22 protein-coding genes are annotated in these 21,494 nt (G+C 71.5%); 8 read left to right on the plus strand and 14 right to left on the minus strand.

Going from position 1 to position 21,494, the window contains the following annotated elements:
* Positions 1-26: 26 nt before the first annotated feature.
* The 5 genes from Drose_RS35715 to Drose_RS35735 form a co-directional block, all read right to left on the minus strand.
* Complete coding sequence (locus Drose_RS35715) at positions 27-761, minus strand: 2'-5' RNA ligase family protein (protein WP_260725617.1); 735 nt, start codon at positions 759-761, stop codon at positions 27-29.
* Positions 758-1,288 (minus strand): hypothetical protein, encoded by a 531-nt coding sequence (locus Drose_RS35720; protein ID WP_260725618.1) that lies wholly within the window; start codon positions 1,286-1,288, stop codon positions 758-760. The genes Drose_RS35715 and Drose_RS35720 overlap by 4 nt, the downstream gene beginning before the upstream one ends.
* Positions 1,289-1,974: 686 nt before the next feature.
* Entirely contained in the window at positions 1,975-2,754 is a 780-nt protein-coding gene (locus Drose_RS35725) for a maleylpyruvate isomerase N-terminal domain-containing protein (protein WP_260725619.1), read from the minus strand.
* A gap of 33 nt (positions 2,755-2,787) precedes the next feature.
* A complete protein-coding gene (locus tag Drose_RS35730; RefSeq protein WP_260725620.1) occupies positions 2,788-4,077 on the minus strand; it encodes an MFS transporter in 1,290 nt (429 codons plus the stop codon).
* A complete protein-coding gene (locus Drose_RS35735) occupies positions 4,074-4,514 on the minus strand; it encodes a MarR family winged helix-turn-helix transcriptional regulator (protein ID WP_260725621.1) in 441 nt (146 codons plus the stop codon). The genes Drose_RS35730 and Drose_RS35735 overlap by 4 nt, the downstream gene beginning before the upstream one ends.
* Positions 4,515-4,619: 105 nt before the next feature.
* Between Drose_RS35735 and Drose_RS35740 the strand changes: the two genes are divergently transcribed.
* Positions 4,620-4,865, plus strand: coding sequence for a DUF2530 domain-containing protein (locus tag Drose_RS35740; RefSeq protein WP_260729932.1), 246 nt, complete (start codon positions 4,620-4,622; stop codon positions 4,863-4,865).
* A 10-nt stretch (positions 4,866-4,875) separates the two neighbouring features.
* On the plus strand, positions 4,876-5,277 hold the full coding sequence (locus Drose_RS35745; protein ID WP_260725622.1) for a VOC family protein: 402 nt from the start codon (positions 4,876-4,878) through the stop codon (positions 5,275-5,277).
* A gap of 6 nt (positions 5,278-5,283) precedes the next feature.
* Here Drose_RS35745 and Drose_RS35750 read toward each other — a convergent pair whose 3' ends face one another.
* Complete coding sequence (locus tag Drose_RS35750; protein ID WP_260725623.1) at positions 5,284-6,066, minus strand: helix-turn-helix transcriptional regulator; 783 nt, start codon at positions 6,064-6,066, stop codon at positions 5,284-5,286.
* Complete coding sequence (locus Drose_RS35755; RefSeq protein WP_260725624.1) at positions 6,053-6,901, minus strand: DUF3027 domain-containing protein; 849 nt, start codon at positions 6,899-6,901, stop codon at positions 6,053-6,055. Before Drose_RS35755 ends, Drose_RS35750 begins: the two co-directional genes overlap by 14 nt.
* A 71-nt stretch (positions 6,902-6,972) precedes the next feature.
* Here Drose_RS35755 and Drose_RS35760 point away from each other — a divergent pair, with 71 nt between their 5' ends.
* Together Drose_RS35760 and Drose_RS35765 are read left to right on the plus strand one after the other, a co-directional pair.
* A complete protein-coding gene (locus Drose_RS35760; RefSeq protein WP_260725625.1) occupies positions 6,973-8,757 on the plus strand; it encodes an MFS transporter in 1,785 nt (594 codons plus the stop codon).
* 100 nt (positions 8,758-8,857) lie between these two features.
* Positions 8,858-9,676, plus strand: a complete 819-nt coding sequence (locus Drose_RS35765) for a 1,4-dihydroxy-6-naphthoate synthase (protein WP_260725626.1) — start codon at positions 8,858-8,860, stop codon at positions 9,674-9,676.
* A 63-nt stretch (positions 9,677-9,739) separates the two neighbouring features.
* Here the strand turns inward: Drose_RS35765 and Drose_RS38885 are convergent, their stop codons facing one another.
* Positions 9,740-10,138, minus strand: a complete 399-nt coding sequence (locus Drose_RS38885) for a cold-shock protein (RefSeq protein ID WP_313899972.1) — start codon at positions 10,136-10,138, stop codon at positions 9,740-9,742.
* Between the two features lie 64 nt (positions 10,139-10,202).
* Positions 10,203-10,802 carry an HAD family hydrolase gene (locus Drose_RS35775; RefSeq protein WP_260725627.1) on the minus strand — a complete coding sequence of 200 codons (600 nt, stop codon included), beginning with the start codon at positions 10,800-10,802 and terminating at the stop codon, positions 10,203-10,205.
* A 47-nt stretch (positions 10,803-10,849) separates the two neighbouring features.
* Here Drose_RS35775 and Drose_RS35780 point away from each other — a divergent pair, with 47 nt between their 5' ends.
* Positions 10,850-10,975 carry a hypothetical protein gene (locus tag Drose_RS35780; RefSeq protein WP_260729977.1) on the plus strand — a complete coding sequence of 42 codons (126 nt, stop codon included), beginning with the start codon at positions 10,850-10,852 and terminating at the stop codon, positions 10,973-10,975.
* Between the two features lie 86 nt (positions 10,976-11,061).
* Complete coding sequence (locus tag Drose_RS35785) at positions 11,062-13,431, plus strand: helicase C-terminal domain-containing protein (protein ID WP_260725628.1); 2,370 nt, start codon at positions 11,062-11,064, stop codon at positions 13,429-13,431.
* A 122-nt stretch (positions 13,432-13,553) separates the two neighbouring features.
* Here Drose_RS35785 and Drose_RS35790 read toward each other — a convergent pair whose 3' ends face one another.
* Positions 13,554-13,748 carry a hypothetical protein gene (locus Drose_RS35790; RefSeq protein WP_260725629.1) on the minus strand — a complete coding sequence of 65 codons (195 nt, stop codon included), beginning with the start codon at positions 13,746-13,748 and terminating at the stop codon, positions 13,554-13,556.
* Between the two features lie 289 nt (positions 13,749-14,037).
* On the opposite strand from Drose_RS35790, the gene Drose_RS35795 reads away from it, so the two are divergent.
* The gene (locus Drose_RS35795; protein WP_260725630.1) at positions 14,038-15,678 is read left to right on the plus strand and encodes a DNA repair helicase XPB; all 1,641 of its coding nucleotides are present in this window, start codon (positions 14,038-14,040) and stop codon (positions 15,676-15,678) included.
* 180 nt (positions 15,679-15,858) lie between these two features.
* On the opposite strand, the gene Drose_RS35800 is transcribed toward Drose_RS35795, so the two are convergent.
* The 4 genes from Drose_RS35800 to Drose_RS35815 all read right to left on the minus strand — a co-directional run bounded on the left by Drose_RS35800 (position 15,859) and on the right by Drose_RS35815 (position 20,372).
* Complete coding sequence (locus tag Drose_RS35800) at positions 15,859-16,440, minus strand: acyl-CoA-like ligand-binding transcription factor (protein ID WP_260725631.1); 582 nt, start codon at positions 16,438-16,440, stop codon at positions 15,859-15,861.
* On the minus strand, positions 16,418-17,932 hold the full coding sequence (locus tag Drose_RS35805; protein WP_260725632.1) for an MFS transporter: 1,515 nt from the start codon (positions 17,930-17,932) through the stop codon (positions 16,418-16,420). Before Drose_RS35805 ends, Drose_RS35800 begins: the two co-directional genes overlap by 23 nt.
* A gap of 98 nt (positions 17,933-18,030) precedes the next feature.
* Positions 18,031-19,032 carry an aspartate-semialdehyde dehydrogenase gene (locus Drose_RS35810; RefSeq protein ID WP_260729933.1) on the minus strand — a complete coding sequence of 334 codons (1,002 nt, stop codon included), beginning with the start codon at positions 19,030-19,032 and terminating at the stop codon, positions 18,031-18,033.
* Between the two features lie 74 nt (positions 19,033-19,106).
* Positions 19,107-20,372, minus strand: coding sequence for an aspartate kinase (locus Drose_RS35815; RefSeq protein ID WP_260725633.1), 1,266 nt, complete (start codon positions 20,370-20,372; stop codon positions 19,107-19,109).
* A gap of 218 nt (positions 20,373-20,590) precedes the next feature.
* Here Drose_RS35815 and Drose_RS35820 point away from each other — a divergent pair, with 218 nt between their 5' ends.
* Positions 20,591-21,406: a hypothetical protein gene (locus Drose_RS35820; RefSeq protein WP_260725634.1), complete on the plus strand. Its 816-nt coding sequence runs from the start codon at positions 20,591-20,593 to the stop codon at positions 21,404-21,406.
* Positions 21,407-21,494: the final 88 nt, after the last annotated feature.

A 21,494-nucleotide genomic window follows, 5' to 3' on the forward strand; every position in this document is an offset into this window, starting at 1 on the left:
CCCGCGACGTCCGGTGGCGCTGCCCTTCACGGGGTCAGTGCCACCGTCGTGATCGACTCGTACTCGGGTCTCGGCCCCATGAAACTGCGCACCAGTCGCACCTCGTCGACGGTCCACGACGGTCCTTCGTACGCGTCCAGGGCCGCCAGGTCGGCGGCGAGCTCGGCGGCGGGCAGCCGGTCCCCGGGCCGGGCGATCGTGATGTGCGGCCGGAAGGGTTTGTGATCGAACGGCACCCGTCGCCGCCGCAGGGCCTTGCGGACGGCGTCCGCGAGACCGGCCAACGCCTTGCGCTCCGCGACCGCGTCCTCTCCCCCGCGCTCCGCGACCCGGTCCTCTCCCCCGCGCTCCGCGACCCGGTCCACTCCACTGCGCTCCGCGACCGCATCCTCTTCCCCGCGCTCCGCGGCCGCGTCCACTCCTCCGCGTTCCGCGACCGCATCCTTTCCCCTGGGCTCCGCGGCCACGTCTCTGAGGTCGGCGACCATGATCGTGAATCGGCCCCGGCCGAAGCGGCTCCCGCCGGTGATCCGCACCGTGGGCGGGCCCACCCGCAGGTCGCGCAGCGCGTCGGCGGCGTCGTCCGCCTGCCCCTCCGTCAGGTCGCCGAGAAACGCGAGCGTCAGGTGCCAGCGGTCCGGGGTGGCCAGCCTGGTGGAGCACCCCGGCGGCATGGGGCGCGCGACCGCGAGCCGGGCAACCAGGTCCCCGAAGTGCTCACGGACATCGGCCGGCGGGTACGCCGCGATGAACAACCTCAACGCTGCTGCGCCCCCGCGTCCCGCAGCACCAGCCCGGCGCGCTCCAACTCGCCCTCCAGCCGCATCCGCTCGAGCTCGAGGTCGGCCCCGGCCAGGTCGTCGAGGAACTCATCGACGCCGAGCTGGCGGCAGGCGACCCGCAGCCCTTCGTCATATGCCCGCTGGACAGCGTTGAACCATACCGGCGACCGCAGGGCGATCCCGCCCCGGAGCCGGTTGAGCCGCCGAAGGTCTCCCGCCACCTGCTCGATCGGCGGGCAGGCGGGAGCGTGCCGCTCACCGGCGGTGGCTTCGTGGATGCCGCGTCCGAGGCGGCTGAGCTGCCAGCGGCGCCCGAGGCGGGTCTCGGTCCACCGCCCGCCGCGCGCAGGCTGATCACGCCGACGCCGCCGGACGATCCGCCGAACGGCACGCCCGACTCGTTCAAGAATTTCGTCGGCGGAGATCAGCAACAGGCAGACCAGGCACGGCGCCACGGCGATGAGCCCTATGGCGCCGGCGACCAGCAGGCCGTGCGGCACGCCCACGGTTCGAGGCTAAGCCCGCACCAACAACGATCGCCACCAATTTGGCGGAACCGATACCTCCCAAGCGGTCGCCGACCGGCAGTGACTCATGCTCGTAGAGTTTTCTTCGGTGTCCCAGGCCGCGAAATGCCCCGCAATCGTGAGACTCCGACGCGGCGACCGCAAAATGGACATCACGGCCGGCCAACGGCGGATCGCGTCGCCCGCTCATGATCGAGCAAGGCCGCGAAGTGCAGCCGTGCGGTCGCCCGTCAATCCCGGCGTTGCGCTACGGGACGATGACGCAGAGTCGTGCGGGGTGGGTCTCTGCCGCTCGCGGTCGCCACTGCCCCCGGGCAGCGTTCCATGCCGGACAACTCCATGATCATGGGAAAGATCTGGCTATCGGGGCAGCCACATCTTTCCCATGATCATGGAGTTGTCCGGCCTAGCGGCGGGATTGCGCCGGAACGCGCGCCGACCGACAGCCGCGGTTGCATGCCAACGGGCAAATTACGCGCAAGCGGACGAAAAGGAATCAGTACCGGCCCGCGCGAGCAGTGAACCAGAGGCCGAAGCACCGCCGCCAGCCGGTCTGGGCACATGCGCGGCGCGGGCCTGGTACAGCGGGGCTCGGTCGGCGGTGCCCCCTCGCCGCCGCCGACCCAGCCCCGCTACCCGGTTCAACGCGGCAGAGCGTCCGGCGGCTACTGGGTCGCGGTGGCCAGCAGACGGCGAACTTCTGCCAACGCTTCCTCGTCACCATCCACCCGGACCGGGGACTGCGCATCGGCCGTCGGGGCAGACTCTCGCGCCCACAACCACCGCAACACAGCCACCGGGTCGCCGCTCACCGTGGCGTCGGAGGATGGCGTGGTCGGGGAAGGGCCGGTGACCGTGACGCCGTCGGGGTCGGTGCGGACCAGCCAGGCGGGGCCGCCGTCCAGCTTGACGGCGACCGTGCGGCCCTTGGCGGAGGCGAGGTCGGGCTCGAACTCCTCGCGCCAGGTGTGCGAGCCGTAGGCGACGAACAGCTTGAGCACCTCGTCGATGCCGTCCACCGCCAGGTCGTCGGGGATCGGGGCGACCGGCGCGCCGATGGCGAGCTCGGCGTCGATGCGGTGGATGACGGTCTCCTGAGCCATGCGGCGAATCCAGAAGCGCACCGTCTGGTCGGGCTCGTGCCAGGTCCACGTGGGCTCGTCGTCGCCGCGCTGGGCGATCTGGTCCGTCAGCTCACCGTATGCCCGGTCGAGCAGGGCGATCGGCTCCTCGGACTCCAGACCGGCGGGCGGCCACGGGTCCGGCCGCTCGCCTTGCCGAATCGCCGCCGCCTTGTGCAGATAGACCTCGCCGACGTGCCGGACCAGGTCGGCCGCCGTCCAGTCCGGACAGCTCGGGACCTGGGCGGTGAGATCTGTCGTGGCGGCAGACCGCAACCGCTGGTAATCGTCGGCGAGACACTTCAGCCAACCTGAACGTTCCATACCCACGACTCAACCACAGGGGTACGACATTTTTCAGCGGACCGGCTCCAGCACGGGGGTGTCCACGTGGACGTGCGGGCGGGGGCGCAGGTGAACCCGGACCTTGCCACCGACCTTGCGGAGCTGCAACACGGTCACGATCAGCGCTGCGAGCATGGACGCCGCGCCGCCGACCCAGATGCCGGAGCGGGGGCCGTAGCGCTCCGCGCACCAGCCGATGACCAGCGCCCCGAGCGGCGTGCTGCCGAGGAAGACCAGGACGTACAGCGCCATGACACGGCCGCGGAAGGCGGCGTCGGTCCCGAGTTGGACACGCTGGTTGGCGGCCTGTGCGAAGTACACCATGAAGAACCCGGTCGGCAGCAGGAGCAGGACCGCCAGGGAGAAGGACGGCGCGAAGCCGACGAGGGTCTCGAAGCCGCCGAACAGCAGTGCCGCGGTGAGCACCAGCCAGATCGACGGACGCGCAAGGCGCCGCGAGCTGGCCAGCGCGCCGCCGAGGGCGCCGATGGCGATCGCCGTGGTGAGCAGGCCGAAGTACTGCGCGTCGACCTTGAACTCGACCCGCGCCAGCACGGCGAGGGTGAGCTGGAAGTTGAAGCCGACCAGCCCGATGACCAGCACCAGGAAGATGACCAGGCTGAGATCGGGACGGCGCCGGACATATCGCAGGCCGTCGACCGTCCGGGCCTCGCGCGCGGCGATCGTGCGCCGCTCGGCCCGGAACAGTTCGGCGGCGCGCATGCGGATCAGCGACACCAGGGGTCCGACGCTCAGCGCCGCGGTCAGCAGGAAGATCGGCCCGGTGCGGTCGTCGAGGAGTGCGATGATCATGCCGGCGACGGCCGGGCCGACCACCCGCGCGGTGTTGAACGTCGCGGACGACAGCGACAGCGCGTTGGGCAGCAGCTCATTGTTGACGAGCTCCGAGACGAACGCCTGCCGCACCGGCGCCTCGATCGCACTGATCGCACCGAACAGGCCGGCCGTGACGAAGACCCACCAGAGGTTGACCACGCCGGTGACGACCAGCACGCCGAGCAGGGTCGCGACCAGGGCCGCGGCGGCGTTGGCGATCAGCAGCAGGTGACGCTTGTCGTACCGGTCGGCGAGCTGCCCCCCGTACAACGTCAGGAGCAGCACCGGCGCGAACTGCAGCGCCGTCACGATGCCCAGCGCGGAGGCCGAGTTGTCGGAGAGTTGCAGGACCAGCCAGTCCTGCGCGGTGAAGAGCATCCACGTGCCGAGCAGTTTGACCAACTGGCCGGTGGTGAACAGCCGGTAGTTGCGAACTTTCAGCGAACCGAAGATTGTGCCGCTCATGCGCTGCGACCGATCCGCCCGAGGATCTCGGCCGCCTGCGCCAGGACGGACCGCTCCTCGGGGGTGAGCGCCATGAGCTGCTTGGCCAGCCACTCGTCGCGGGCACGGCGGTGCTCCACGATCACGGCGCGACCCGTCTCGGTGGCGGCCAGGATGACCTGGCGGCCGTCGGTCGGGTGCGGGGTGCGCTGCACGAGGCCGCGCTCCTCGAGCTTGGCCACGATCTTGGTGAGCGTCGGCGGCTGCACGCGCTCGGCTTCGGCGAGTTCACGCGGCGTGAGCGCGCCGTGCAGCTCGAGACTTGTCAGGGCGGAAAGCTGGGTGATCGTGAGATCCCCGAGCGGGCGGGCCTGGCGCAGTCGCCGGTTGAGGCGGGTGATGCTGTCCCGGAGCGCCGCCGCGAGCTGGGCACCTGCGATTTTGGGAACACGGATCATCACACTCGTTAGCATATCTAATGAGCATGGCTAACGACCTGTGGCGGTGATCACGGGGAGTACCGTGGGTGCGTGACCACGCCGCCGAAGCCGCTCGACCCGCCGATGGTGCCGTTCGCACTGGCGGGCATCGCGCTGTGGGTCGTCGCCGGGCTGATCATGCTGCCGTTCCGCGACGAGCTCGCCGACGCCGGCCACGGCAACTGGTTCGGCATCACGGTCGCCGGCGCACTGTGGGGCATCCCGGGCCTGCTCACCATGATCGTCCACGACCGGAACCGCCGCCGGCGCCGCGCGAAGGAGGCCGGGGCGTCCGATTCGTTCAAGACGGAGCGCCAGACCGCCCCATAGCGTGAGCCGCATGGCACCGAAACTCAACGTGATCGGCATCGTGGTCGCCGACATGGGTAGATCGCTCGCCTTCTATCGCCGCCTCGGCCTGGACGTGCCGGACAGCGAGAACGGCAGTCCGCATGTCGAGCACGTGCTCCCCGGCGGCACGAAGGTGACCTGGGACACCGAGGAGACCCTCCGTTCCTTCCACCCCGATTGGTCCGCCGTGCCGGGCGCCGGCCGGATCGGGCTCGCCTTCGAGTGCGACTCGCCGGAGGAGGTCGACCGGCTGCACGACGAGCTGGTCAAGGCGGGCTACGACAGCGAGCTGGCGCCGTGGGACGCGTTCTGGGGGCAGCGCTACGCCGTCGTGCACGACCCCGACGGCAACGGCGTCGACCTCTACGCCCTCAACCCGGCACGGCCCTGAGACGCCTCAACCCGGCGAAACCGCGAGGCCCGGCGAAACCGCGAGGCCCGGCGAAACCGCGAGGCCGGACGAAGCTGTGACACCGGGTGAGGCCACAAGGCCCAGCACAGCCGTGAGCGGCGCGCCGGCCAGCGCCTTCACCTCACGCGAGAGGTGGGCCTGGTCGGCATAGCCGGCGACGGCCGCGACCTCGCCGAACGCCATCCCGCCGCGGGCCAGGTCGAGCGCGTCGTTGACGCGGAGGATGCGGGAGAGCGTCTTCAGCCCGTACCCGAAATGGAACAGACAGCGCCGGTGTAGCTGCCGTTCGCTGAGGCCGACCTCGGTGGCGACCGCGCCCACCGAGGCACCGGTCCGCAGCCGGGCGACGGCGGCGCCCACCCACGGCTCCGGCGGCCGGACCTCGCCGATCAGCGCCGCCTCGAGGACGGCCGCCCGGTCGGACGCCTCGTCGAGCATCCCGGCGAGCCGACGGACCCGTCGCAAAGGCCAAAACGCCTCGAGTGGTACGCGCTGATCGCGCAACGCTTCGGCCGGGACGCCGAGGATCCCCGGCGCGGTGCCGGGCGCGAACCGGACCGCCGTGAAGCGCCGCCCGGCGGGGCTCCAGGAGAGATGGGCGGTCGTGTCCGGACCCGCGACGAACAGCTCACCGGTGCAATGGATGACGTCCATGCAGCCGTCGGGCAGGATGCGGCCGGCGCCGTCCTCGCGGACGTGACGCGACCAGACGACGGCGCCCGGGATGCGCGAGCGCCGCTCGGTGTAGTCGGACTCAGCCGTGACCATAGGGCTCGGCGGGCCCGGCCTCGTCGACCGAACCCGGCGCGCGGCTCACCGACACCGACTCGACCTCGCTGTCGTCGAACACGGTGGGCAGCTCGTCGACCGCCTGGACCTGCTCGACCAGCACCTCGGAGTGGGCGCCGCAGCCGTGGTCGGCGGAGACCACCTGCGCGTCGTCGGGGGCGAACTCGTTGCCGCACACCCCGAACGCCTGCCGCAACGAGCCGGCGAGCTGGAGGAAGAACCCGCAGGAGGCGCAGCGGGCCAAGGCCGGCGCGGCGACCGAGATGGGCGCGTTGGGGCCGCGGTCGCCGTCATACCAGCGCTGGGCGGCGTCGAGCCGGCCCTCCCGGGACATCACCCGGACCCGCCCGAGGCCCAGCTCCCAGTTGACCTCTTCGACCGCCGGGTCGTCGGACCGCACGTAGCCAGGCGCGAGCCGCGGGTCGTCGGGCGGGGTCGGCAGCAGGTCGCCGACGCCCAGGTCACCCGGCTGGAGCCGCTCCTGCCAGGGCACCCACTCGGGCGCGCGCAGGGCATCGGGGCCGGGCAGCAGCGTCGACTCGCAGATCGTGACCTGCCTGCTGCGGGGAATGCGGGTGACCGTGACCGCCCAGCGCCAGCCGCGGTAGCCGGGCAGGCCGCACTCGAAGAAGTGTGTGACCAGCCGATCACCTTCCGCGACGACGCCGAGGTGCTGGCCGACGTGGCCGGGATCGACCACGTCGAGGCCCAGCAGGGCGACCTCAACAGCGTCCGCGCAGACCTGGTCGGGCTTTGCGGCGCGGGTTCCGCGTGTGGGGGCAGTCGAGGCAGTCACCTCTCCATTCTTCCTCATCGCCACGCCCTTTGAGCACGGCGGCCCCGGCGTGCCGCAAGTTGTCGCACCCATGGTTCAGGATGGTGTGCATGTCGGTGATTCGAGGCGTCGCGCAGACCGTGGTGACCACCGTCCGCGCGGCGCGGGTCGCCACCGTCGGCACCACCAGGGCCGGCCGATTCCTCGGTCGCAACCTGCTGCGTGTCCGCGAGCGAGGTGCCGGCGGCGGCGCCGGCATGCTGCGCCTGCTCGATCTGCACGCGGCGTCGTGCGCCGGCGACACCCTCGTCGCGCTGGGCCTGGCCGGCACCATCTTCTTCTCGGTGCCGGCCGGTGAGGCGCGGGACCGCGTCGCGCTCTACCTCGTCGTGACCATGCTGCCGTTCGCGCTGCTGGCGCCGGTGGTGGGCCCCGTCCTCGACCGGTTCCGCCACGGCCGCCGATATGCGCTGGCCACCACGATGCTCGGCCGGGCGTTCCTGGCGTTCCTGATCTCCGAGCACCTCGCCGGCTGGGCGCTCTATCCGGCGGCCTTCGGCATGCTGGTCCTTTCCAGGGCCTACGGCGTGGCCCGCAGCGCGGCCGTTCCGCGGGTCCTGCCGGCCGGTCTCGGGCTGTCCGAGGCCGGCGCCCGGGCGTCGGTCTTCGGCACGTTCGCGGGCGCGATCGTGCTGCCCGTCGGCCTGCTGGCCGGCCACTTCGGTCCGGAATGGCCGCTGCGGCTGTCGATGATCGTGTTCTTCTACGGCATGGTCACCGCGCTCCGGCTGCCGCCACGTGCCGACTCCGACCCGCCGGAGACGATGCCGAGCATCCTGCGCCGCCCGGGGTACCGCGGGCCCAAGGTCCTGTCCGGCAGGATCGTCGTCGCCGCGCTGCTCGGCAGCGCCACCTTGCGCGCGCTCTACGGGTTCCTGACCCTGTTCCTGGCGTTCGCCATCAAGGAGGGGACGCTGCCGGTCCGCCTCGCCTCCTGGGAGTTGTCCGACCAGGCGGCGGTCGTGGCCGTGGCCGGCGCGCTCGGCGTCGGTTCCTTCCTGGCCACAGCGATCGGCACCCGCCTGCGCATCCACCGTCCGGCGCTGCTGCAGGCGATCGGGATCGTGCTCGTCGCGCTCGTCGCGATCATCGCCGCCGACCGCAACTCCCTCGGCGCCGTCGCTCTGCTGTGCCTGCTCACCGCGATCGCGAGCGGCCTGGCGAAGCTCGCCGTCGACGCCTCCATCCAGGAGCGCATCGACGAGCAGGTCCGGGCCAGTGCGTTCGCGCACTCCGAGACGCTGCTCATGGTGGCGTGGGTGCTCGGCGGCGCGGTCGGCCTCATCCCGTTCAGCGGCCGGTGGGGCATGATCGTCGCGGCCGCGTTCGTCACGCTGGGCGCGGTCCGGGCCCTGTATTCGGCGGTCGTCCTGCGCGGGGAGCGCCTCCACGGCGCCCCGGCGGAGGAGGCCGGCGCGGTGCAGGATCCCGACGAGACGACCGCGGCCGCCCGGGCCGGCGGAGCAGCCCGCAGCGCAGCGCCGAGCACCACACCGCCGCGCACCACCCGGAGCCCGGACTCCGACGCGACGACGGTGCCGCGCCCGGCCGGCGGCGACGCGGCCACCCGGCGGACGGCGCCGCCCGACGCGGCGACGCGGAAGATGCCGGCGCAGCCGACGGGCGACGGACAACGGCGGTTCGGCTGGCGGCGCACCCGCCGCCTCTCCGACGAGATGCCGCCGCCCGGCACACGATCGCCGGTGGGCGAGACCCGCAAGATGCCCCCGGTCGACGTCGACGAAGGCGTGACGCCCTCGGCGCCGCCCGGCTACACGCTGTATCGCCCCTCGGGCCTCGACCGCACGAAGCGACTGCCGGACGACAACCACTGAGATCGATCATGCGGCCCCGCGGAAGCGGAGTCGTGAGCGTCACACCGGGCGTTTCGCCACTCCGGGTGCGACTCTCGCGGTGCGGGCTAGATTCGGGCTTGTGACGCTTTCGCTCGCTTTCTCGCCGTGCCCCAACGACACGTTCGTCTTCCACGCTCTCGCCCACGGCCGCGTCCCCGGGGCGCCGGCGTTCGACGTGACCTACGCCGACGTCGACGTCACGAACACGGCGGCCGAGCGGGGCGAGTTCGACCTGGTCAAGGTGAGTTACGCGGCGTTGCCGTGGCTGCTGGACGGCTACACGTTGCTGCCCTGCGGCGGCGCCCTCGGACGCGGCTGCGGCCCGCTCGTGCTGGTCAAGGACCGGGGCATCACGAGCCTCGGCGGGAAGACCGTCGCGGTGCCGGGTGACCGCACGACGGCCTACCTGCTGATGCGCCTCTGGTCGGCCGGCGACCCGCCCGCCCGGGTCGAGATCGTGCCCTTCGCCGAGATCATGCCCGCCGTCGCCGCGGGGCGGTTCGACGCGGGACTGGTCATCCACGAGGCCCGGTTCACCTTCCAGCGGCACGGGTTGCACGCCCTCGCCGACCTCGGCGAATGGTGGGAGGAGGACACCGGGCTGCCGATCCCGCTGGGCGCGATCGTCGCGCGCCGTGACCGGGTCGACCCCGAGCAGGCGACCGCCTGGATCAAGGAGTCGGTGCGGCAGGCGTGGGCCGATCCGTCGGCCAGCCGCGACTACGTGCTGTCCCATGCCCAGGAGATGGAGCAGGACGTCGTCGACCAGCACATCAAGCTCTACGTCAACGAGTTCACCGAGTCGCTGGGGCCCGAGGGCCACGCCGCGGTCGACGCCCTGCTGACGAGGGCCGAGGAGGAGGGCCTGGTCCCGGCCACCCCGCTCGTCCGGGGCTGAGCATCCCGAACGTCGAATGGGCCCCGCATCGAGCGGGGCCCATTTCCGTCGCGGAACGCGATCTCAGACTTCCAGCTCCCGCGCGACGAGATGAACGGCCTCGGCGACGGTGCGGGACGTCTTCCGGTCCGGGAATCGGCCCCGCCGCAGGTCGGGCTGGATCTTGGCCTCCAACACCCGAATCATGTCCTCGATCAGGCCGTGCAGCTCCTCCGGAGCCCGGCGGTTGGCGATCGCCCGGGCCTCCTGCACCGACGGCGGTGCGTCGATCAGCTTGACCTGCAGTGCCTGACTGCCCTTGCGGCTCTCGACCACCCCGAATTCGACCCGCTGACCGGTCTTCAGCTCACTCACGCCTGACGGCAGGGCCGCCTTGTGCACGAAGACGTCGCCCCCGTCGTCGTTGGTGAGGAACCCGAAACCCTTCTCCTGGTCGTACCACTTCACTCGACCCGTCGGCACGCTGCCCCTGCTCCCCAGTCTCGACCCGTCCCGGCCGCACGGCGCCGGTATATGCACAACAAGGCTAGTCACCGCTTCCCGCACGGCCAACCGAGATCATGCGATGGAGAAATGCCGGAAACGGGTGCAGATCCTCGAACACAATTGTCGCGCCGGCGGCCCGGAGTTCGTCGGCCGAACAGGGGCCGGAGGTCACCCCGACGGCCGGAACTTCCGCCAGAACTCCGGCCTGCATGTCGGCCACGTGGTCACCGATGTACAACGAAGCGCCGACGGCACGCAGTACGTCGGCCTTTTGCGCATGGAACACGTCACCGTAGACGTGATCAACCGAAATGCCCAAATGTGCAAGATGGAGCTCGGCCAGCCGACCCAGCTTCGACGTGATGACCACGATCCGCCCGCCGGCCTCGCGGACGGCGACGAGTGCCTCGAGCGCCCCCGGGAGCGCCACGGATGGTGCGATCGCATGGTCCGGATACAGCGATCGGTAGATGCTGACGGCTTCTTCGATTCGCTCCGAAGGGAACCATTCCGACATTTCCTGCCGTAGCGGCGGACCCAGTCGACTGACGGCCAACTCCGCGTCGACGCGCACCCCGGTACGGACGGTAAGCGCTCGCCATGTCGCGGCGATGCCCCGCCGGGTATCGAGCAGCGTCATGTCGAGGTCAAAGCCAATGACAACGCGATATTGAGACACCCTTAAGGATGCCCAGGCCACAGTGGGTGTGCCAGCGAAATACCCGTAACAAGCGCATCCCGGCCAGCGAACTGCTCCTCGGCATCGGCTTCTACGGTCGCGGCTGGACCGGCATCACCCAGGCAGCGGTCTGAAGTAACCGCGACCCTGACGGGCGAGGGCGGGCCTTCCACAGGGCCGCCCTCATTCGTCACCCGGGCCGGATAGCGTATGAGGCGAGATGACGAGTTCGCTTGCCGACCACCTCCGCGCCCTGCCCGACGACGGGCTGATGGCGCTCATCCGGCTGCGCCCTGACCTGGTGATCCCGCCACCGTCGGACTTCTCGGCCATGGCGCACCGGGCCCAGTCGCGGGTGGCCGTCGCCCGGGCACTCGACGGCCTCGACACCTTCACGCTGGAGATCCTCGACGCGCTGCGATACACGCGTGTGGGACACACGACGTCGGTCGAGGCGGTGCTCGCCCTCACGGCCGCCGCCGGGCTCGAGGCCGCCCGCGTGCGTTGGGCCATCGACCTGCTGCGGTCCTACGCGGTGGTGTACGGCCAGGATCAGGCCCTGCGCATCGCGGGTGCCGTCGACGAGGTCTGCTCGCCCTACCCGGCCGGGCTGGGCCGGCCCGCCGACGAGCTCGACCCGATGGCCGGGGCCCTGGTCGCCGACGCCGCGGGACTGCGCCGCACGCTGATGGCGGCGCCGCCGGCCGCCCGCGCCGTGCTCGACCGGCTCGCCGCCGGGCCTCCCGTCGGTACCGTCACCCCGGCGAGCCTGCAGCCCGACTCCGACTCGCCGGTCCGCTGGCTGGTCGACCGGCACCTGCTGGTCCCGGTCGGCCGCGACGCCGTCGAGCTGCCGGTCGAGGTGTCGCTCGTCCTGCGCCGCGATGCCGGGCCGCTCGGCCAGCTACACCCCGACCCCCCGCCGATGGACACCTCGCAGCGGGAGCCCGCCCAGCTCGACCGCGCCGGCGCGGGCCAGGTCCTCGATCTCGTCCGCAACGCCGAGGCGCTGATCGAGACGATCGGCGCCGAGCCGCCCGCCGTGCTGCGCTCCGGTGGACTCGGCGTCCGGGAGCTCCGGCGGTACGCGAAGACGGTCGGCGTCGACGAGCCGACCACGGCGCTGCTGGTGGAGATCGTGACCGCCGCCGGTCTGCTGGGGGAGGAGATCGTCGACACCAAGCGGGTGGAGAGCGTCTTCCTGCCGACGGTGGCCTACGACGCCTGGCGGGCCGGCGGCATCGCCGCCCGCTGGCACCGGCTCGCGGCCACCTGGCTGACCATGACCCGGGCGCCGTCCATGGTCGGGCAGCGCGACGACCGTGACCGCCCGATCAACGCACTGGCGCCCGAGCTGTCCCGCCCCGGTGCGCCGGCCCAGCGCCGCGCGGCCCTGCGGGTGCTCGCCGACCTGCCGCCGGGCGCCACCGCGGCGCCCTCTGCGGTGGTCGACACCCTCGCCTGGCGTGCGCCCCGGCGGGTCTCCCGTGGCGCGTCGGCCGGGATCGAGGCGAGCCTGGCCGAGGCGGCGTACGTCGGGCTCACCGGCTTCGGCGGGCTGACCAGCTACGGCCGGCTGCTGCTCGACGAGCTCGCCGCCGACGTGGTCGACGCCGACGACCCGCTCGGGCTCAACGCGCCGGAGGGCGGCGTGCTGACCGGCTCGGCCGCACTGCTCGACACCCTGCTGCCGGCCCCCGTCGACCACGTGCTGCTACAGGCCGACCTGTCCGTGATCGTGCCCGGGCCGCCGGACGCGAGCCTGGCCGGTGAGCTGGAACTGCTCGGCGTCCAGGAGTCCGCGAGCGTCTACCGGATCACGGCCGACTCGGTCCGGCGCAGTCTCGACGCCGGCTATTCCGCCGCTGACCTGCACGCGCTGCTCGCGCGCCGGTCCCGGACGCCGGTGCCGCAGACCCTCACATATCTCATCGACGACATGGCCCGCAAGCACGGCGGCATGCGGATCGGCTCGGCCAATTCGTACGTCCGCAGCGACGACGAGTCGCTGATCGCCGAGGTGCTCGCCGACCGGCGCCTCCAACCGCTCGCCCTGCGCCGGCTGGCGCCGACCGTGCTGGCCTGCCGGCACACGCCGGCCCGGCTGCTGGAGGCGCTGCGCGAGGCCGGCTACCCGCCGGTGCAGGAGGACGCGACGGGTGCGGCGATGCTGACCCGGCCGAAGGTCCGCCGGGGTCCGCCGCGGCCCACCTGGGCGTACCGCGGCGTGGAGGATCCGGCGGCGGGCGTGCGGCTGTCGGCGCCCCGGCTGGCCGGGGTGATCGAGCAGATCCGCCGCGGTGACGCGGCCGCCCGGGTGGCGCGGCGCGCGCCGGTGACCGTGCGGGCCAACGGCTCGACGAGCGGGTCGCACACCGAGGCCCTGGAGGTGCTCCAGCAGGCGCTGCGCGACCGCACCCGGGTGTGGGTCGGCTACATCGACGCGCACGGCGCGACGGCGTCCCGGCTGGTGCGGCCGGTGTCGATGGGGTCCGGCTACCTGCGGGCCGAGGACGAGCGCACGGAGATGCTGCACACGTTCGCCCTCCACCGGATCACCGCGGCGGTCCCGGAAGACGAGAACTCCTAGCCCCCTCTGGCGTCCCCTTTTTTTGCGCGTCGATCTTGCAGTTGTGGTGCCTGACAAATCAGTCATTCTGGGAGCGTCCCGGCACCATAACTGCAAGATCGACGCGCAAAAAGGGGACCGGGCTAGTCGTCGGGGTCGCTGCGGCGGATCGAGCCGATGATCGACATGACCAGCAAGACGATCAGGATCGCGCCGAGCGACTCGCTGACGGCCGTCCGCACGTCGGTGTGCGCGACCCGCGAGGAGAGCAGAAACCAGCCGACGGCCGCCGCGAGCGCGGCCAGCCCGCCGAACGCCAAGGTCACTCTCGGACCCATGCGGTCGAGTCTAGGCCCTGTCCTGCCGTGTCCTGCCGGCCATGTCCCGGCTCGGCCTGATCGGCAGGACACGGCTTATGGGGTCCCGGGTCGGACGACGCGCCCGCCCCCGATGCGAACGGCCGCCGGCGACGCCGACGGCCCGAACGCGCTCGCCCGGTTCCCGACCACCACGACGACGGCCGGCGGCCGTCAATACGCAAGACGCTGGGCGCCCCGTCCACGGTTGCAAATTGCAGGATCATCCCGCTATCTGAGAATGTCGGAGGTGCGTGCGACACTGGTTGCCGTGCCAGAAGGTCCACTGATCGTCCAGTCCGACAAGACCCTGCTGCTCGAGGTCGACCATCCGGACGCGCTCGCGTGCCGCATGGCGATCGCCCCCTTCGCCGAGTTGGAGCGCTCGCCGGAGCACGTCCACACCTATCGGCTGACCCCGCTGGGCCTGTGGAACGCACGCGCGGCCGGCCATGACGCGGAGGGCGTCGTGGACGCGCTGCTGCGCTTCTCGCGCTATCCGGTGCCCCACGCGCTGCTGGTCGACATCGCCGACACGATGGACCGCTACGGGCGGCTCCAGTTGCTCAACGACCCCGTCCACGGCCTGGTGCTGCACGCACTCGACCGGGTCGTGCTGGTCGAGGTGGCGAAGAGCAAGAAGCTGGCCGGCATGCTCGGCGCGCACATCGACGCCGACACGATCGTGGTCCACGCCTCCGAGCGCGGCCGGCTCAAGCAAGCGCTGCTCAAGCTCGGTTGGCCGGCCGAGGACCTCGCCGGTTACGTCGACGGCGAGGCGCACGCCATCGACCTGGCCGAGGACGGCTGGGCTCTGCGGTCCTATCAGCGCGAGGCGGTCGACTCGTTCTGGGCCGGCGGCTCCGGCGTCGTCGTGCTGCCCTGCGGCGCGGGCAAGACGCTGGTCGGCGCCGCGGCGATGGCGGAGGCGAAGGCGACCACGCTGATCCTGGTCACCAACACCGTCGCCGGCCGGCAGTGGAAGCGCGAGCTGGTCGCGCGCACCAGCCTGACCGAGGATGAGATCGGCGAATACTCCGGCGAGCGCAAGGAGATCCGCCCGGTCACCATCGCGACCTATCAGGTGCTGACGACCCGCCGCGGCGGCGTGTTCCCGCACCTCGACCTGTTCGGCGCCCGCGACTGGGGCCTGATCGTCTACGACGAGGTCCACCTGCTGCCCGCGCCGATCTTCCGGTTCACCGCCGATTTGCAAGCCCGGCGCCGGCTCGGCCTGACCGCGACCCTGGTGCGGGAGGACGGCCGCGAGGGCGACGTGTTCTCGCTCATCGGCCCGAAGCGTTACGACGCGCCGTGGAAGGACATCGAGGCGCAGGGCTGGATCGCTCCGGCCGAGTGTGTCGAGGTGCGCGTGACGCTGACCGAGAGCGAGCGCATGGCGTATGCGGTCGCGGAGCCCGAGGAGCGCTACCGCGTGGCCGCCACCGCCCGCACCAAGCTGCCCGTCGTGCGGGCGCTGGTCGAGCGGCACAAGGGCGAGCAGATCTTGGTCATCGGCGGCTACATCGACCAGCTCCACCACCTCGGCGAGTTCCTCGACGCGCCGATCGTGCAGGGCTCGACGACCACGAAGGAGCGCGAGCGGCTGTTCGACGAGTTCCGCTCCGGCGAGCTGAAGACGCTGGTCATCTCGCGGGTCGGCAACTTCTCGATCGACCTGCCCGAGGCCGCGGTGGCCATCCAGGTCTCCGGCAGCTTCGGCTCACGGCAGGAGGAGGCGCAACGCCTCGGCCGCGTGCTCCGCCCGAAGGCCGACAAGCGGCAGGCCCACTTCTACACGGTGGTGGCCCGCGACACGATCGACACGGAATACGCAGCACACCGCCAGCGGTTCCTGGCCGAGCAGGGCTACGCCTACACGATCACCGACGCCGACGACGTCCTCGCATAGTCCCGCCCGTGGCCGGCCTCCTCTGCGAGGCCGACTCGGCGCGGCGTGCGGCAGGGTGGCCCGGTCTCGCCGCTCACTGCGCCGGCCCACGACTCATCCAGCACCGGCCGACGCGCCGTCCCTCTCGAGATTTCCAGCGGTGCCGTCACCGCTGCGAGGCCACAACGCGCAGGAGCCCCGCTACGGGCCCTCGGCGATCACCGACAGGGCCTCCTCGACGAGTTGCCAGGGATCGTCGACGCCGTCATTCTCGACCCAGATCATGATGGCATTGATGAGGGCGCCGACGCAGGCACCCATGAACGCCACCGTCCGGAAGTCGTCCGGTGCCCGGCCGAGCCGCTCGGCCAGCGGCGCGGCCGTGAACCGGATCGACGACTGCATGTTGTCCAGCAACCGCATGCGCAGGGCCGGCACGGTCAGCGACAGCTTCGCCCGCTGGAGCACCTGCTCGATCTCGCCAGGGTCAAGATGGCCGAAGGCGCTGGCAAACGCCCGGCGGACCGTGTCGAGCGGCGACAGCTCCGGCGGCGCTGCGCGGATCGCCTCCACCATCAGGTCGTCGTAGCGGTCCTGGATGACCACGTCCTCTTTGGTCTTGAAGTATCGGAAGAACGTGCTGGGCGAGATCTCCGCCGCCTCCGCGATCTGCTCCACAGTGGTCGCGTCGTAACCCTGCTGGACGAACAGGCGCACCGCGTGCTCCTGGATCGCCCAGCGGGTCTTCTGCTTCTTGCGTTCACGCAACCCTGGTGAGCTCATCCACCGATTCTTCCGCACTTCCGGACGGCTGAGTACCGGGCAGGAGCAGGGCAGCCAGTACCGCGCCGGCCAGTACCACCCCTGCGCAGACCAGCAGGACCGCGCTCATGGCGTCGACGAACGCCCCGCGGGCGGCCAGCGCGAGCGCCTGGTCCCCGGTGCGGGCCGCGACCGCCACGGCCGACGCCACGGAGTCCTTCGCCACCTCCGGCGCCGGCCCCAACCTGTCCCGGTACACCCCCGCGGTGAGGCTGCCGAGCAGGGCCACGCCGAGCGCCCCGCCGATCTGCCGCAGTGTCATGGTGATCGCGGTGCCCGAGCCGGCCTCGTCGCGCGGCAACTCGCCCATGACGGCGTCCATCGCCGGGGCCAGCGCCAGGCCGACGCCGGCCCCGGTGACGGCCAGCCAGGTCGCCACGAAGCCGTACCCGGAACCGCTACCGGTCGTCGCGCCGATCGCCAGGCCTGCCGCGCCGATCAGCAGCCCGGCCGCGACCGGCACCCGGGTCGGGACGCGGCCCGCGATCCGGGCGCCGAGCGGCGCGCCGACGAACATGCCGACGATCAGCGGCAGCAGTCGCAGACCGACGCCGAGCGCGTCGTGGCCGAGGACCGCCTGGAGGAACAGGGGCAGGATGAACAACACCCCGAACAGTGCGAACGACGCGATGGTCCCGGCGGCGGTACCCCATGCGAAGCGCGGCCGCCGGAACAGCCGCAGGTCGATCATCGGCGTGGCCACCCGCCGCTCGACGACGGCGAACGCGGCCAGCAGGACCAGGCCACCGGCGAGCGCGCCGAGCACGGGGCCGTCGGTCCAGCCCCGGCCGGGCGCCTCGATCGCGCCGTACACGAGCGCGGTCAGACCGATCGTGGACAGGATCGCGCCGAGGAAGTCGACCGGCTTGGGGATCGCCGCCTTCGACTCGGGCACCAGCAGCCCGACGGCGACGGCCGCGATCACCGCCACCGGGATGTTGATGACGAAGATCGAACCCCACCAGAAGTGCTCCAGCAGGTAGCCGCCGATGATCGGGCCGAGCGGCAGGCCGATGCCCGCGCCCACGGTGAGGGCCGCGATCGCCTTGCCCCGCTCGTGCGGTGCGAACAGGACCGGCAGGATCGCCAGCGAGATCGGCGTCAGGATGGCGCCGCCGACACCCATGACCGCCCGGGCGGCGATGACCTGCCCGGCGTTGCCGGCGAAGACCGCACCGAGCGACGCGGCCGCGAAGAGGAGCAGGCCGGTCATGAGCATGCGCTTCCGGCCGTACCGGTCGCCGAGGGCACCCATCGGCAGCAGCAGACCGGCGAAGACCAGGACATAGGCCTCGACGAGCCATTGCAGTTCGTCGTTGCCGGCGTCGAGTTCGGTCGCGAGCGTGGGCAGCGCGACGTTGAGGATCGTCGTGTCGAAGCCGATGGTGAGCACGCTCAGCACGATCGCGATGAGCGCCCACCAGCGGCGAGGAGCCGAACTGACAGCAGCCATATTTTGAGAGTAACTGCCAGTTGAGTCATACTGTCAATAGCGACCGGCAACACAAAACGCCCCCGGCCTCGGGCCGGGGGCGTTGCGGAAGAGGGGGTTCAGCCTTGCAGCTCGCGGGACAACAGCTCGGCGATCTGCGCGGTGTTGAGCGCCGCGCCCTTGCGCAGGTTGTCACCCGTGACGAAGAAATCGAGCGCTCTCGGGTCGTCGACCGAGCGCCGGATCCGGCCGACCCACGACGGGTCCGTTCCGACCGCGTCGATCGGCATCGGGAACTCTCCGGCGGCCGGATCGTCGACCAGGATGACGCCGGGCGCGTGGCGCAGGACCTCGCGGGCACCCTCGGCGTCGACCTCCGAGCCGAAGACCGCGTGGACCGCGACGGAGTGGCCGGTGACGACCGGCACCCGCACGCAGGTCGCGGAGACCTTGAGGTCGGGCAGCCCGAGGATCTTGCGCGACTCGTTGCGCAGCTTCAGCTCCTCCGACGACCAGCCGCCGTCCCGCAGCGAGCCGGCCCACGGCACCACGTTGAGCGCGAGCGGCGCCGGGAACGGGCCGAGGTCGTCGCCGACCGCCTGGCGCACGTTGCCGGGGCGCGAGCCGAGGCCGCGGTCGCCACCGACCCGCCGCAACTGGTCGTGCAGCGTGTCGACGCCGTCCTTGCCGGCCCCGGAAACCGCCTGGTAGGAGGCCAGGACGAGCTCCTTGAGACCGTATTCGCGGTGCAGCGGCGCGAGCGCCACGATCATCGTCAGCGTGGTGCAGTTGGCGTTGGCGATGATCCCCTTGGTGCGGTTGCGCACCTGCTCCGGGTTGATCTCCGGCACGACGAGCGGGACGTCGGGGTCCATGCGGAAGGCTGCGGAGTTGTCGACGGCGACGGCGCCGCGCGACACGGCGATCGGCGCCCATTCCGCGGACACCTCGTCGGGAACGTCGAACATCGCCACGTCGATGCCGTCGAACACCTCGGGGGCCAGCTCGTGCACGACGAGCTCCTCGCCGCGCACGACGAGCGTGCGCCCGGCCGACCGTTTCGAGGCGACGAGACGGATCCCGCCCCACACGTTCTTGCGGGATGAGAGCAGCTCACACATCACGGAGCCGACGGCTCCGGTCGCACCCACCACCGCCAGGCTCGGCAACTCGTGACCACCCACGATGACCGAACCTATCGTCCGGTCCCCGCGTAGACCACGGCTTCCTCGTCGCCACCCAGGTCGAATGCGTCGTGGATGGCCCGGACGGCGACGTCGAGGTCGGTGTCGCGGCACACCACTGACACCCGGATCTCCGAGGTGGAGATCATCTCGATGTTGACGCCCGCCTCGGCGAGCGCGGCGAACAGCTTGGCCGCGACACCAGGGTTGGACCGCATGCCGGCGCCGATCAGCGACACCTTGCCGATGTGGTCGTCGAACAGCACGTCCTTGTAGTCGACGCTCGCCTTGATCCGCTCCAGGGCGGCCTTGGCCGTCGCGCCGTCGGTCTTCGGCAGCGTGAAGGAGATGTCGGTACGGCCCGAGCTCTCCGTCGACACGTTCTGGACGATCATGTCGATGTTGGTCTCCGCGGCCGCGACCGTCTGGAAGATCCGCGCGGCGACACCGGGCTGGTCGGGAACGCCGACGATGGTGATCTTCGCCTCGCTGCGGTCGTGCGCGACGCCGGTGATGAGCGCTTGCTCCACGGAAAGGTCCTCCATCGATCCGGTGACCATGGTGCCGTTGGCGGTTGAGTACGAGGAACGGACGTGGATCGGCAGCGAGAAGCGCCGCGCGTATTCGACGCTGCGCAGGTGCAGCACCTTGGCACCGCACGCCGCCAGCTCGAGCATCTCCTCGTAGGTGATCTGCTTGATGTGCCGGGCGTTCTTGGCCACCCGCGGGTCGGCGGTGAAGATGCCGTCGACATCGGTGTAGATCTCGCACACGTCGGAGTTCAGCGCGGCGGCGAGCGCCACGGCGGTGGTGTCCGAGCCGCCACGGCCGAGCGTGGTGATGTCCTTGGTGTCCTGCGACACACCCTGGAAGCCGGCGACGATGGCGATCGCGCCCTCGTCGAGCGCGGCCCGGATCCGGCCCGGGGTCACATCGATGATCCGGGCCCTGCCGTGGGTCGACGTGGTGAGCACGCCGGCCTGGCTGCCGGTATACGACCGGGCCTCGTATCCCAGGTTGTTGATCGCCATGGCCAGCAGCGCCATGGAGATGCGCTCACCGGCGGTGAGCAGCATGTCGAGCTCGCGGCCCGCCGGGGCCGGGCTCACCTGCGACGCGAGATCGAGGAGCTCGTCGGTGGTGTCACCCATGGCGGAAACCACCACGACGACCTCGTTGCCGGCCTTCCGCGTGTCGACGATCCGCTCGGCGACGCGCTTGATGCGCTCGGCGTTGGCGACGGACGATCCGCCGTACTTCTGCACGATCAGCGCCACGCCGTCGAGCTCCTTCCGCCTCTTCGGGTCCGGCCGCACCTCGTTGTGCCGCTCCTGCTGGGTCAGATCCTGTCAGGTCGCCCGTTCGGGCGAGGTCGACGCAGCCGAGCGTACCGGCGTGAGGTTCCACTCGGCAGTAGCGTTCCACGATCCGGCCGTCCCGCGACGCCTGGTGTGGCGTTGCACGATCCCGGCACCCGACGGGCGAGAATACGCGGGTGCTTTCGCGTCGGGTCGGGGTTACCGCGATCACTGTGACCGCCGGCACGGCTCTCGCCGTGATGACCGGCGTGCTCGTCGCCGCTTGCAGCTCCACCGGGGCACCGGTGACCGCGGTGAGCTCCGAGCCGGCCCCCGTCCAGGCCGACCCGCGGGGGCTGCTCGCCGGCCGGGTCGCGGTCGCCAAGGATCAGCGGTACGTCGCCGCGTACGCACTCACCGTCTCCGGCAAGGCGCCGCGCTCGATCCTGGTGTCGATCGCGACGGACCGCACCTGGCGGGTCGACATCCAGGGCGGCGCGCTCGGCGGCACCGCGGACGTGGCGATCGCCGGCCGGCCCGAGGGGCAGTACCAGTGCCAACTCAACCCGGCCAGCGGCTGCGTCAAGATCGCCCCGGCCGGCAAGAAGCTGCCGGCCGCCAACGATCCCCGCATCCAGTACGTCTTCGTCGCCTGGCTCGACGTCCTGCTCGACCGGCAGGTGCCGCTCTCGGTGGCACCCGCCGACCCGCTCGCCGGCACGTCGGCACCCTGCTTCGCCGTCGAGCCGGGGGTCACCGCGATCCAGCCGCCGATCGACCCGGGCGTGTTCTGCTACAACGACAAGGGCATCCTGACCGCGGCGAAGCTTCCCTTCGGCCAGTTGGCGCTGACCGGCGAGGTGATCGGCGCGCCCTCGACCATCTCGCTGCCGGGCCCCGTGGTCGACGGCGCCCCGCTGCCGACGACCGCACCGCCGTCGCCGTCGCCGAACCCGTCCGGCTCCCAACTGCCGAGATCGGTTTCGCCGAGCCGGTCCAAGGGCGTAGCCTGACCTCGACATGTGGCAGACGTTTCTTCTTCGTCGCCGCGACGAGGCCACTCAGGCCGGCACCTCGTCGCGGGGATGACACGCGCGTCTG

Origin of the sequence: Dactylosporangium roseum (genome assembly GCF_025264685.1) — a bacterium.
GTDB classification, from domain to species: Bacteria; Actinomycetota; Actinomycetes; order Mycobacteriales; family Micromonosporaceae; genus Dactylosporangium; species Dactylosporangium roseum.

Excerpts from the sequence above, each read along its gene's own strand:
- Drose_RS35725 (WP_260725619.1), bottom strand. The coding sequence starts at position 2,754 with ATGGAACGTTCAGGTTGGCTGAAGTGTCTCGCCGACGATTACCAGCGG.
- Drose_RS35730 (WP_260725620.1), bottom strand. The coding sequence starts at position 4,077 with ATGAGCGGCACAATCTTCGGTTCGCTGAAAGTTCGCAACTACCGGCTG.
- Drose_RS35735 (WP_260725621.1), bottom strand. The coding sequence starts at position 4,514 with ATGATCCGTGTTCCCAAAATCGCAGGTGCCCAGCTCGCGGCGGCGCTC.
- Drose_RS35740 (WP_260729932.1), top strand. The coding sequence starts at position 4,620 with ATGGTGCCGTTCGCACTGGCGGGCATCGCGCTGTGGGTCGTCGCCGGG.
- Drose_RS35745 (WP_260725622.1), top strand. The coding sequence starts at position 4,876 with ATGGCACCGAAACTCAACGTGATCGGCATCGTGGTCGCCGACATGGGT.
- Drose_RS35750 (WP_260725623.1), bottom strand. The coding sequence starts at position 6,066 with ATGGTCACGGCTGAGTCCGACTACACCGAGCGGCGCTCGCGCATCCCG.
- Drose_RS35755 (WP_260725624.1), bottom strand. The coding sequence starts at position 6,901 with ATGAGGAAGAATGGAGAGGTGACTGCCTCGACTGCCCCCACACGCGGA.
- Drose_RS35760 (WP_260725625.1), top strand. The coding sequence starts at position 6,973 with ATGTCGGTGATTCGAGGCGTCGCGCAGACCGTGGTGACCACCGTCCGC.
- Drose_RS35775 (WP_260725627.1), bottom strand. The coding sequence starts at position 10,802 with ATGACGCTGCTCGATACCCGGCGGGGCATCGCCGCGACATGGCGAGCG.
- Drose_RS35780 (WP_260729977.1), top strand. The coding sequence starts at position 10,850 with ATGCCCAGGCCACAGTGGGTGTGCCAGCGAAATACCCGTAACAAGCGC.
- Drose_RS35785 (WP_260725628.1), top strand. The coding sequence starts at position 11,062 with ATGACGAGTTCGCTTGCCGACCACCTCCGCGCCCTGCCCGACGACGGG.
- Drose_RS35790 (WP_260725629.1), bottom strand. The coding sequence starts at position 13,748 with ATGGGTCCGAGAGTGACCTTGGCGTTCGGCGGGCTGGCCGCGCTCGCG.
- Drose_RS35800 (WP_260725631.1), bottom strand. The coding sequence starts at position 16,440 with ATGAGCTCACCAGGGTTGCGTGAACGCAAGAAGCAGAAGACCCGCTGG.
- Drose_RS35805 (WP_260725632.1), bottom strand. The coding sequence starts at position 17,932 with ATGGCTGCTGTCAGTTCGGCTCCTCGCCGCTGGTGGGCGCTCATCGCG.
- Drose_RS35810 (WP_260729933.1), bottom strand. The coding sequence starts at position 19,032 with ATGTGTGAGCTGCTCTCATCCCGCAAGAACGTGTGGGGCGGGATCCGT.